Below are 10,475 nucleotides of genomic sequence, written 5' to 3'. Positions count from 1 at the left end.
CGGGCCCATGCTCGGCTGCACTTGGATGGAGCCGAGCGTGGGCTCGGCTCTACAGGGGCAATCAGCCAACGGGACGGGGCTTGCGCGTGCGCTTGGGCTTTGCGGTGTTCGCGGCGGTCGCCGCACCATCCTGCAGCGCCTGCAGCCAGGACAGCGTGTCGATGTAATCGATGAAGTGCCGCAGGTAGCCGGGACTGGTGGCCTGCATCGTGTCCAGCATGCGCTGCACCAGCACCGCGGAATTCAACGGGCCGCCATCGGCCGGGGCCTCGGCGCGCAGCGAGCGGCGCACCTGCACTTCACTGCGCAGCGCGCTCCACTCGCGGCGCACCTGGTCCAGCATCGGCACCTGCGGGTAATGCGCCAGGCTACGCGAACCGGCATCCAGGTCGCGCACCAGTGCGCGCAGGCCTTCCCGGGGCGGCGGCTTACTTGCCATCAGCGGCCTTCGGCTTGGGAATCGGCGCGATCTCCACGCGGCGGTTGCGCGCGCGGCCGGCTTCATCGGCATTGGAACTGACCGGCTGCTCGCTGCCGAACGCGGCGGCAAACACCGCATCGGCCGGAACGCCATCGGCAATCAGCGTGCGGGTCACCGTCAGCGAACGCTGCGCGGACAGCTCCCAGTTGTCGGCGAAGCGGCGGTTGCCATCGCGGATCGGCGCGTCATCGGTGAAGCCGCTGACCATCAGGATCTCTTCGCGCGAGCCCAGGTACGCCGCCAGCGGCGCGGCCAGGCTGCGCAGCAGTTCCTGGCCTTCCGGCTGCAGCTGGTCCGAGTTGAGCGCGAACAGCACGCTGCCGCTGATGCCGATGCGGCCATCAACCAAGGTCACTCGGCCGGCGGCCAGCGGGCCAGCCAGTGCCTGCTCCAGCGTCTGCAGGCGCTTGGCCTCGGCCTGGCGCTGCTTCACTTCCTGGTCCAGGCGCTGCGACAGTTCCAGCTGCACCGCCACCACGCCGACCAGGATCAGCACGAAGGCGCCCAGCAGCACCGACATCAGGTCGCCGAATGCCGCCCAGATCGGGGCGTGCGAGCCGCCGTCGACCTCCAGTTCGTCGCTCATGCGCTGCCGGCCTTGCCGCGGCGCTTGGCCAGCTGCTGCAGCTCTTCCATCACCTGCTTCTGCGACAGCAGGCTGAGGTCGACCACCTCGCGCGCCTGCGCCACGTAGTAGGCCAGCTGCTCATCGCTGCGGGCCAGCGACGCGTCCAGCGCGCCGCCGATCTGTTCCAGGCGCCCGGACAGTTCGGTGGAGGCCGCACCGAACTGCTCGACCGCGGCGCCGAAGGTCCCGGCCAGCTGGCCGACGTCCGCTGCGCTGCCGCTGAGATGCTCGGCGATGCCGTCGAGCTTGCCGGTCTCGGCGGCGATGTGGTCGGTGAAGCGGCTGCCGACGCGTTCCAGCAGCTCGGCCGAGCCGCCCACCAGCGCATCCACGGCAGTGCGCTGTTCGTGCGAGGCGTGGTTGATCGCCTCCAGCAGCGTCTGCACGGTGGCCAGCAGGTGGCCGCGTTCTTCCAGCATCTTGTTGTCGCGCACCAAGCTCTCGGACAGGGTGCTGCGCAGTTCGTTGATGACCTCGGCCGCAGCCTTTGGGGCGTCGGCGGCGGTCTGCAGCAGGGTGGAGACTTCGGCCAGGGTGGCGCTGGCCTGCGCGCGGCCGTTCTCGCCGATCTGCTGCGCGGTGCTGGCCAGGGTCTCGCAGACCTGCTGCTGGCGCTCGGCCAGGCCCTGCGCGATGGCGTCGAGTGCCGCGCTCCACTGCTGCAGGCGCTGTTCGTCGCCGGCCTGCAACTGGGTCTGCAGGGCGACGTGCGCCTGCTGCATTTCGGCGGCCAGAGCATCCCAGCCCGCCTGGCGCTGCTGTTCGCGCGCCTCCAAGGTCGCCTGCAGTTCGGCATGCGCGCTGGCGGCTGCGGCCTGTGCGGCCTGCCAGTCGTGCGAACGCTGTGCCTCGTGATCCTGCAGCAGCGACTGGCCCGCGGCATGGCGCTCGTCCAATGCCTGCAGCAGCGCCTGTGCCTGCGCATCCAGCTGTGCGCCGACCGCCTGCAGGGCCTGCTGCTGGCGCTCCACCAGCGCGGCATTCACCGCCTGCTGCTGTTCGGCGGCGGCACGCCACGCTTCGGTGTTGCCGGCGGCGTCGGCCTGCAGGCGATCGCCGATGCGTGCGAGCACCGTCTCAGCCTGTGCGCACTGGCCGTCACTGAAGGCCTGCAGGTGCTGGCGCAGATCGGCCACCAGCGCCTGCTGGGCCTGGGTCTGCTCAGCCATGATCCTGGCCCAGCTCGCTTCGGTGGCCACGCGGCTGCGCTCGAAGCCTTCGCTGAGGCCGGCCAGTTGCTGCTGCACGGCGCTTTCGACGCGCGCATGCAGCGCCTGGCCATGGTTGGCCAGCCCTGCCAGCGTGGTTTCCGCCATCGGCTGCAGCGCACCGGCAATGGCGGCGGCACTGGCCTCGGCCCCTTCGCGCAGCGACTGCTGCAGCGAAACCGCCAGTCGTTCCTGCAGTGCCTGGCTGTGGGTGAGGAAGTCGGACTGGCCGGTCAGCAGGCGCTCGTTGGCGGCCGTGCTGTGTTGTTCAAAGGCGCTGGTCATCGCCTGCAGGCGGTCCACCAGTGCGGGCAGGGCGGCCGACTGGGCCTGCAGCAGGCGTAGCGACTCGGCGCGCTGCCAGGCCTGCGAATACGGGTGCAGCTCGCCGGCAATGGCGCGGTCCAGCTGCTGCACGACCTGCAGGCGGTCACGGCGCAGCAGCGCGGACAGCAGGCCGAGCATCGCCGAGCTGGCAACACCGGCAATCGAGGTGCCGAAGGCCACGGCCAGGCCCTGCACCGGCGAGGCCAGCGAGCCGCGGATGGCGGCCATGTCGGTGGCGCTCTGCAGCGCAAGCCCGGTGCCGCGCAGCGTATCCATCATGCCCAGCAGGGTGCCGAGCATGCCCAGCAGCACCAGCAGGCCGACCAGGTAGGGGGTCAGCACCGGGCCGGGCAGGGCGATGCGCTCACCTTCGACGCGCAGGCGAACGGCGTTGCGTAGGCCCGCCGGCACGCGTTCCAGCCACGGTGCCAGGGCGTCCTTCGCCGTGCCCAGGTCGTTCAGTGCGGTACGCAGCCCGTTGCTGGCCTGGCGATAGCGGTACAGCTCCACGCCGCCGGCGATGTAGCAGGCCGCGATGATCGCCGCCACCGCCGCACCCAGCGGGTGCACCGCCACGTAGCCGATGCCGATCCAGCACACGGCCAGCAGGCCGACAAGGAAAACAACGACGTGGAATGCAGTTCTGGACATGGTGTTCCGGTCAGTGGGAGCGCAGGGCTGCAAGCAGCCCATGGATCGGGTGGAAGCGTAGTTCAAGCTCGGCCAGCAGCAGGCTGCGCATGTCATTGCGGAAGGACGCGCGCCAGCCGGGCTGGCCGTGCACGCGTTCGAAACGGGCGGCCAGCACCGTCGGTGCGGTGGCCAGCAGGCTGTGCTCGCGCGGGGTCAGGGTCTGTTCCATCACCGCGTCGACCTCGGCCAGCCGCGCCAGCTCCGGCGAGGCCTGCACCAGCTGGTCGCGCAGACGCCCGCGCAGGCGTCCGGTGGCGGTCTGGATGGCCTGCTGCAGCACGCGGTAACGCTGGCGCAGCGAGGCGAAGTTGGCCTGCGCGGCGGCCTCGGCCAGGTCCAGCAGGCGCTCGGCCTCGGCATCCTCGCGGATCGAGGCCAGCAGGCTGGACTCGGCCTGGGCGCAGTCGGCCAGCAGGTCCTCCGCCGCTTCGGCGGCCTCGCCCGGTTCGGGCAGGCGGCCGTCCAGCGCCCCGGACAGGGCCACGGCACGGCTCCAGTCCACCCACTGGCCGAGGCGATCGGTCAGGGCGGGACTGCTGGCCGGCATCGCACCGTCGCTGAGACGGGCAAGCAGGCGGAGGAACTCCGGTCCACCCAGGACCGGCTGCGCGGCGTTCGCCATCAAGTAGCCAGGGGCCAAAAACCGTTGATTTTACAACCAGATGACCGCCTCTGGATGAAGGGGGCGGGCGGCCCGTGGCAAGCACGGCAGGGGAGGGTCTCGGCCGGGGCAGGCAGACGGCTTAGAATGATCGGCTGCACTAACGCAACTGGACCTTCTGGAGCTCCTGCATGACCCTCGCGCCGTTCTATCCCATCGGTACCCCCGGCCAGCCCTGGGGCGATGCTGAACGCGCACAGTGGCGGGCCGCCCAGCAGCGCCAGCGCAGCTACCACGATGATGTGGTGGCTGCCCTGGAGCGCCTGGACGACGGTTTCGACGTGATCCAGTACGGCCAGCTCGACTATGCCCCGGACCACTACCCGCTGTTTGCCGTGGTCAACCACGACTGGAACCCGGCGCTGCCGACCGCCCTGATCACTGGCGGCGTGCATGGGTACGAGACCAGCGGGGTGCATGGCGCACTGCAGTTCCTCGAAGCGCAGGCCGAGCGCTACCTGGGCCGCATGAACCTGATCGTGGCGCCGTGCGTCAGCCCGTGGGGCTACGAGCGCATCCAGCGCTGGAACCCGGATGCGATCGACCCGAACCGCAGCTTCCGTGACGGCGGCCTGATCGAGGAGGCCGCCTCGCTGATGCGCTGGGTGGCCGAGCGCAAGGCCGACATCCGCGTGCACCTGGACCTGCACGAGACCACCGACAGCGACCTGCACGAGTTCGACCCGGCGCGCTGCGCCCGCGACGGCAAGCCGTTCGAGCGTGACACCATCCCTGATGGCTTCTACGTGATAGGCAACAGCGAGGATCCGCAGCACGGTTTCCAGAAGGCGCTGATCGAGGCCGTTGCGCCGATCACCCACATCGCCCCGGCCGACGCCGAGGGCAACCTGGTGGGCCTGCCGCTGCAGTCGCCGGGCGTGGTCTGGGGCGAGTCGCGTTCGATCGGTGCATGCGCCGGTTTCACCGACGCGCGCTATGCCACCACCACCGAGGTCTACCCGGACAGCCCGCGTACCAACCCGCAGGAATGCAACGACGCCCAGGTGGCGGCGGTGTGCGCGGGCCTGGATTACGCGCTGGCGCAGTGAGGCAGCGCCGGGCCAGGCCCGGCGGCTGACCCGCAGGGGGCGCCGGATCACCCCTTCTGGCGCTGCTCCTGGATGGCCTTGTCCAGTGCATCCAGATCGTCGGTGGACGACTGCAGCCACTGCGGGTACTCGGCGGTTTCAACGAAACCCTCGCCACGCAGGACATCGTCCAGGTCCGGATCGTCTTTGCCGCCGTGCTGCAGGAAGCCCGCCATCAGGCCGGACAGGCGGTGCGCGGCCTCGAAGGCAGCCTGCAGCGAGCCGGCCGGCTCCACGATGGTGCCGAGGAAGGCCGCGTAGGCGGCGTGGTCGACCTCGAAGTCGCCACGGTTCTTGAAGGCCTCGGCACCCAGCTGTGCTTCGCCGGAGTTGTGACGGGCGAAGCCCCAGGTCCAGATATCGAGGAAATGCAGCGCTTCCAGCTTCTGGCGTTCCTCCGGACCGAGTTCGATCGCGCCGGACAGGGCGTATTCCATGGTGGCGGCCGAAAAAGCTTCGGTGCCGGAGTTCGCATGAAAATCGCTGAGGCTGCGCAGTGCATCGGGCTGATGCGGGTCGAGCTGCAGCGCACGGTAGATCACGCGCGCACCCTCGATGTGGCGGCCCTCGGCGATGAAGATGTTGAGGGCGTGGTTGGCCAGCTGGGCGGCGTTGAGTTCAGCGAAGGTCGTCATCGGGGCAGGGATTGGAAAGGGCGGTCCGATGGTAGGTGCAGTGTTCCGCCGCAACAAGGGCCATGCCTGCCCGCCCGGTAGATCCACGCCATGCGTGGATGGCCGCACGACCCGTGGCCGCCGACCACTTCACAACCCACAAGCACCGCAACCGCGACCATGGGCTACCCCACGCCCACGAGTTCCACCGAGGATGCTGCAGAACCTGCTCCATTTCGCACCGCTGCTGACCGCGGTGATGACCTGCGTGACCGCCCTGATCTGGGTGGTCTACCTCAACTTCTTCCTGCGCAGCTACCGCCGCCAGCAGCGGCCCTCGATCCTCATCACCTCCGGCGCCGGCCGGCACCTGGATGCGCACTGTTTCGTGACCAACCTCGGCCTGGAGCCGGTCTACCTGCTGGACGTGGTGATCGACCTCATCGAGCCCGACGGAAGGGTCGTGCGCGCGGTCATCCCCGAGCGTACCGAGCACTGGAGCAAGGCCACGCCCAGCGAAGACGACGACATCCGCCGTGCCACCAACGTCGGCCCGCTCAGCAGCGGCGGCGAGCGAGACCTGGGCAGGTTCCGCACCCTCATCGACCGCGCCGGCACCGAGAACCCGGACATCAAGACCGGAAACGCTTTCACCAGCCTGGAAATCACCGTGGTCATCGTCACCGCCAGCCAGGCCGAGCTCTGCGGCGCCTCGCGCTGCTATCGCATTGAATATGGCGACGATGGCGCGCCCAGGTTGAAGGCGCGGACGATCAAGGCCGAGCAGCTGCAGGGGTATTTCGCACGACGGAACCTGACACGGTTGCTGACCACGCAGCTGGAAAGCTCCCGCCAGTAACGTCGGGCCATGCTCGACGGCTCCGCTTTTGTAGAGCCGAGCCATGCTCGGCTGCTCCGATCCTGTAGAGCCGCGCCATGCTCGGCTGCTCCGATTTTGTAGAGCCGAGCCATGCTCGGCTGCTTTGCTCCTGCAGTTCGACTGGTCCGCGCATACCGCAGCCGAGCATGGCTCGGCTCTACAGAAGAGCAAAACGCAGCCGAGCATGGCTCGGCTCTACAGCTGGCCACGACCAGCGTCGACGGCCCGTCTGCGCCGGGCCAGATACACACGGAAGGCCAACAGTGCTGCAAAAACAATGACCGCCGCCTGCGCCGTGGGCGAGGGCGTTGCCCCTGCCTGTGGCCAGAAGCACAGCCAGCCGGCAAACGCGGCCAGCGCGACCAGCACAAGCAGGAGCAGCCTCTTTGCCAGCGACCGTGAGAATGGCAGCGCGATCAGGGGCGCTGAAAGCAGAAGAAAGCCAGCACCCGTGACGCCCGCGCCGATTCGGCCCAGGCCCATCTGCCCGAAGACGGCGATGGCGGTCATGGCCAGTCCGATCAGCGCGGTGCAGCCACCGATGAGCAACGCCAGCGCGTTGCCGATCGAGCGACGCCGGTGCCCCGGCTGGGGAGCAACGTGTTCCGCTGAACGTTCGTCCATGCGCGTGGTCCTGGGTGGATACGGTTGCATACTGTGGGGGGGGGCAGCCGACGCATCGGCAACGAAGCCTGGCACACAGCATGCGGCTTTCAGGGTATCCACGGAAGGGGGCAGCAGATGAAGCACGCGATCCTGCAACCTGGCGCACATCGCCGCTGCGATTCTGCAGCGCCGCCGTCGAGCCGCGCGCTACGCGGGAAACGCAGCAGGCATACTGGGCATTGACCGAGCGCCTGGCGCTGGCACTCCCCGGCGGCAAGGCGGGCGCGTCGGCGATCCTGGCGTCGGCGTCCGCAGGCCCGGGCAATCGCTACGGGATCGATCCGATGCTGGTTGCCCGCAACGTGCAGATTTCCACATCAGCCGACGGCCGGGTAGCCTCCATCGCGTTCGCGCTCGAAGGCCCCTGCATTCCATTTTCCACCGTGCGCGAGCGCTACCTGCAGATCCTGGTGCTGGGCGTCCCGCATGGCACCAGTGACCAGGAATGGCATCTGCTGGGCACCCAGGTGGGGGACGCCATCATTGAGTATGGTTTCCCGGCGTCCGGCCTGGGCTGCATGAAGCGCACCCAGATCATGCCTGCCCGCGCAGTGAAGATTGGCCCGTGACTCTTCCCGGGGGCATACCGGCCGGGCGTGACCTCAAAGTGCCAATCAGACAAGTTGCAGATCGACGGCAAACCCCGTCGATTCCGGCATTTTGGCAGCGCTGCTAAGCCATCCAAACCCTTGCTGCCGTTGGTGCCGCAGACACCTGTGCAAAATGCGACAGGCGTCGGCATTGCATGCCGCCGGCATGCGCCCTCAGCGTGGCGATCGCGACAACTCGCCGTCGATCACGCTGTCGATCCAATCGGCATAGCGCGAGATGCGCACATTGTGCACCACCTGCCCATAGTACCCCGCTTCCAGCGCATGCTCCGGGACGGCCGTGATCCATGAGCCCAGGCCGATCAACTGCCAGCCGTCGCGGTCGCGGATCATCAGCGGGCCACCGCTGTCACCGGCGCCGATCACGCCTTCCAGCGGCAGGCCATTGTCCGGGCCATCGAAGCGATACCAGAGATAGCGGTCGTTGCCGCCGGTGACCGCGTTCTCCGCGCGGCGCAGCTGGCCCCGGTGAGGCGCACCTGGCAGCAGCCCGGTCAGGCCGGTGCCGGTGGCACCTTTGCCGACCAGGGTGGCGATCCTGCCGGCTTCGTCCTGCCCGCGATAGAGGCGAACCGGCGCAACGTCGCTGACCGGCGCGGCCAGCTGGATCAGGGCGACGTCATCGGAAGCGGCCAGGAAGGCGTGGATCGGGCCCGGGTTGCCGGAGGCCAGAGCCGCCTGGCCCAGTGCATCGGGCATGCGCCGGTAACCCGGATGCACGACCACGCGTTCGACGCGGTAGGCCTGGCCGTTGATCTGCACCTCGGCATCCATGCCCTCCATCGGCGCGGCGTGTGCGGCGGTCACCACCCAGCGCGGCGCGATGAGCACGCCGTGTCCTTCGCCGGGCATGTCGGCCAGGGCCGGGAAGGCGCAGGCCGGGATGCGATAGGCGCTTTCATCCACATCGCTGCGGATGACAATGGCGCCAGCGGTGAAGGGCAGGGTGGCGAGGGCAAGCAGAAGCCAGCGTTGCATGGGTCGGTGTAGTCCTGAGCGGGTCAATCCGCACCGTAGCCCGGTTTCGGTTCAGGGAACACCCGTGTGCGACGAAGGGGGCAGTATCACCGACGAACACAGAGGATCCGCGATGAAGCTGTCGCCTCAGTATGGGCACAGTAGCCCGTCAAACGTGCAGGGTTGCCTTCGTTGGCGGAATCCCGGTCGAAGCGGTTGCCGCGCCCTGGGGAGGGCGGCGACGTGCTGCTCCAGGACGGAGATGGCCGTAGCGTCGAGCTTGCTCGACTGTTCTTCCGCAGTCGAGCAAGCTCGACTCTACCGGCGTTGGTGTCATATCGGTAGGAATGCCCAGCGACCACGATGCGGTCGGCATCGCGGGCCACACGGGCACCTTCAATGGCCAGCGGGTCCTCGCTGCCGGGAGCCGGTGGTGGCTTCGTCCCGGCCGGACCGTACCGGAGGTTGGGCGAGCCTGCGGCGTGCCGCAGTTGCAGGAAATCGTTCGTCCTCATGAGGGCTGTCACACAGCCGCTGCACGGAAAGCTGCATGCTGCCACACTTCAAGTCACCCCATGGAACGGCGCGCCGCGTAGACCGGCAACTGTTCCGGCAGGCGAGGAAGTCCGGGCCATTCCGGGTAAGGGCAAGACGGTGGAGCAACAAGGTGGACCAGCCATGAGCCAACTCACCGACGGATTCGGACGCAGCTTTCCGTACCTGCGCCTGTCGCTGACCGAGGCGTGCAACTTCCGTTGCAGTTATTGCCTGCCTGATGGCTACCAGGGCGAGGCCCGGCCGCGCTTCCTGCAGGTGGACGAGATTGCGCGCCTCGTGCGCGCGTTTGCGGCGCTGGGCATGAGCAAGATCCGCCTGACCGGCGGTGAGCCGAGCCTGCGCAAGGATCTGGAACAGATCATCGGCACCGTGGCTGCGGTGCCGGGCATCCGCAAGGTGGCCATCACCACCAACGGCACCCTGCTGCCGCGGCGCCTGCCGGGCTGGCACCGCGCTGGCTTGACCGCGCTGAATGTGAGCATGGACAGCCTGCAGCGCGAGCGCTTCCACACCATCACCGGGCACGACCGCCTTCCCGAGATCGAACAGGGCCTGGCCCTGGCGCAGGCGCTGGGCCTGCCGTCGATCAAGCTCAACGCAGTGCTGCTGCGCGGGCTCAATGACGACGAACTGCCGCAGTGGATGGACTACCTGCGTGACCGCCCGTTCAGCGTGCGCTTCATCGAGCTGATGCGCACCGGCGACAACGAAGCCTATTTCCAGCGCCACCACCTTCGCGCTGACGTGGTGATCGAACAGTTGCTGGCCGCCGGCTGGAAGGAGCGCCCGCGGGCAGCCGATGCCGGCCCGGCGCGCGAGTTCGGCCACCCGCAGCACCGCGGCACCGTGGGCATCATCGCGCCGTATTCGCGCGATTTCTGCAAGGGCTGCAACCGCCTGCGGGTGACCGCCAAGGGCGACCTGCGGCTGTGCCTGTTCGGCGATTTCGGCGTGCCGCTGCGGCCGTTGCTGCAGAGCGACGACGACCATGACGAGCTGCTCGCACGCATCACCACCCAGCTCGGCCTGAAAGTGGCCGGGCACGGATTGCACCAGGGCCAGACCGGGCTCACCCCGCACCTGGCCTCGATTGGAGGATGAGC

General features: G+C 68.6%; 11 protein-coding genes. 4 read left to right on the top strand and 7 right to left on the bottom strand.

Annotated features, from left to right (window positions below):
• Positions 1–61: 61 nt before the first annotated feature.
• From AC1VXD_RS03605 to AC1VXD_RS03590, 4 genes are read right to left on the bottom strand one after another with little or no spacing between them, the layout of a single operon-like run.
• Positions 62–439 carry a DUF2894 domain-containing protein gene (locus AC1VXD_RS03605; protein WP_482990875.1) on the bottom strand — a complete coding sequence of 126 codons (378 nt, stop codon included), beginning with the start codon at positions 437–439 and terminating at the stop codon, positions 62–64.
• Positions 429–1,067 carry an OmpA family protein gene (locus tag AC1VXD_RS03600; protein WP_108769056.1) on the bottom strand — a complete coding sequence of 213 codons (639 nt, stop codon included), beginning with the start codon at positions 1,065–1,067 and terminating at the stop codon, positions 429–431. Before AC1VXD_RS03600 ends, AC1VXD_RS03605 begins: the two co-directional genes overlap by 11 nt.
• On the bottom strand, positions 1,064–3,295 hold the full coding sequence (locus AC1VXD_RS03595) for a DUF802 domain-containing protein (protein ID WP_482990874.1): 2,232 nt from the start codon (positions 3,293–3,295) through the stop codon (positions 1,064–1,066). Before AC1VXD_RS03595 ends, AC1VXD_RS03600 begins: the two co-directional genes overlap by 4 nt.
• 10 nt (positions 3,296–3,305) lie before the next feature.
• Positions 3,306–3,959, bottom strand: coding sequence for a DUF3348 family protein (locus tag AC1VXD_RS03590; RefSeq protein ID WP_482990873.1), 654 nt, complete (start codon positions 3,957–3,959; stop codon positions 3,306–3,308).
• A gap of 170 nt (positions 3,960–4,129) precedes the next feature.
• On the opposite strand from AC1VXD_RS03590, the gene AC1VXD_RS03585 reads away from it, so the two are divergent.
• Positions 4,130–5,047: a M14 family metallopeptidase gene (locus AC1VXD_RS03585; protein WP_482990872.1), complete on the top strand. Its 918-nt coding sequence runs from the start codon at positions 4,130–4,132 to the stop codon at positions 5,045–5,047.
• Positions 5,048–5,094: 47 nt separating this feature from the next.
• Here AC1VXD_RS03585 and AC1VXD_RS03580 read toward each other — a convergent pair whose 3' ends face one another.
• On the bottom strand, positions 5,095–5,721 hold the full coding sequence (locus AC1VXD_RS03580) for a hypothetical protein (protein WP_482990871.1): 627 nt from the start codon (positions 5,719–5,721) through the stop codon (positions 5,095–5,097).
• Between the two features lie 193 nt (positions 5,722–5,914).
• On the opposite strand from AC1VXD_RS03580, the gene AC1VXD_RS03575 reads away from it, so the two are divergent.
• Complete coding sequence (locus AC1VXD_RS03575) at positions 5,915–6,559, top strand: hypothetical protein (RefSeq protein WP_482990870.1); 645 nt, start codon at positions 5,915–5,917, stop codon at positions 6,557–6,559.
• A gap of 216 nt (positions 6,560–6,775) precedes the next feature.
• Here the strand turns inward: AC1VXD_RS03575 and AC1VXD_RS03570 are convergent, their stop codons facing one another.
• The gene (locus AC1VXD_RS03570) at positions 6,776–7,204 is read right to left on the bottom strand and encodes a hypothetical protein (RefSeq protein ID WP_482990869.1); all 429 of its coding nucleotides are present in this window, start codon (positions 7,202–7,204) and stop codon (positions 6,776–6,778) included.
• Positions 7,205–7,425: 221 nt separating this feature from the next.
• On the opposite strand from AC1VXD_RS03570, the gene AC1VXD_RS03565 reads away from it, so the two are divergent.
• The gene (locus tag AC1VXD_RS03565) at positions 7,426–7,815 is read left to right on the top strand and encodes a hypothetical protein (protein WP_482990868.1); all 390 of its coding nucleotides are present in this window, start codon (positions 7,426–7,428) and stop codon (positions 7,813–7,815) included.
• A gap of 195 nt (positions 7,816–8,010) precedes the next feature.
• Here the strand turns inward: AC1VXD_RS03565 and AC1VXD_RS03560 are convergent, their stop codons facing one another.
• A complete protein-coding gene (locus AC1VXD_RS03560) occupies positions 8,011–8,835 on the bottom strand; it encodes a S1 family peptidase (RefSeq protein WP_482990867.1) in 825 nt (274 codons plus the stop codon).
• 657 nt (positions 8,836–9,492) lie between these two features.
• Between AC1VXD_RS03560 and moaA the strand changes: the two genes are divergently transcribed.
• On the top strand, positions 9,493–10,473 hold the full coding sequence (gene moaA, locus AC1VXD_RS03555) for a GTP 3',8-cyclase MoaA (protein ID WP_482990866.1): 981 nt from the start codon (positions 9,493–9,495) through the stop codon (positions 10,471–10,473).
• Positions 10,474–10,475 lie beyond the last annotated feature (2 nt).

This window comes from Stenotrophomonas sp. STEN054 (assembly GCF_056854535.1).
The sequence above is the reverse complement of the archived record's forward strand: the minus strand, read 5'-3'. Positions and strand labels throughout refer to the sequence as shown.

What these genes read in the sequence shown, in the direction of transcription:
- AC1VXD_RS03605 (WP_482990875.1), bottom strand. Translation starts at nt 439, where the DNA reads ATGGCAAGTAAGCCGCCGCCCCGGGAAGGCCTGCGCGCACTGGTGCGC.
- AC1VXD_RS03600 (WP_108769056.1), bottom strand. Translation starts at nt 1,067, where the DNA reads ATGAGCGACGAACTGGAGGTCGACGGCGGCTCGCACGCCCCGATCTGG.
- AC1VXD_RS03595 (WP_482990874.1), bottom strand. Translation starts at nt 3,295, where the DNA reads ATGTCCAGAACTGCATTCCACGTCGTTGTTTTCCTTGTCGGCCTGCTG.
- AC1VXD_RS03590 (WP_482990873.1), bottom strand. Translation starts at nt 3,959, where the DNA reads ATGGCGAACGCCGCGCAGCCGGTCCTGGGTGGACCGGAGTTCCTCCGC.
- AC1VXD_RS03585 (WP_482990872.1), top strand. Translation starts at nt 4,130, where the DNA reads ATGACCCTCGCGCCGTTCTATCCCATCGGTACCCCCGGCCAGCCCTGG.
- AC1VXD_RS03580 (WP_482990871.1), bottom strand. Translation starts at nt 5,721, where the DNA reads ATGACGACCTTCGCTGAACTCAACGCCGCCCAGCTGGCCAACCACGCC.
- AC1VXD_RS03575 (WP_482990870.1), top strand. Translation starts at nt 5,915, where the DNA reads ATGCTGCAGAACCTGCTCCATTTCGCACCGCTGCTGACCGCGGTGATG.
- AC1VXD_RS03570 (WP_482990869.1), bottom strand. Translation starts at nt 7,204, where the DNA reads ATGGACGAACGTTCAGCGGAACACGTTGCTCCCCAGCCGGGGCACCGG.
- AC1VXD_RS03560 (WP_482990867.1), bottom strand. Translation starts at nt 8,835, where the DNA reads ATGCAACGCTGGCTTCTGCTTGCCCTCGCCACCCTGCCCTTCACCGCT.
- moaA (WP_482990866.1), top strand. Translation starts at nt 9,493, where the DNA reads ATGAGCCAACTCACCGACGGATTCGGACGCAGCTTTCCGTACCTGCGC.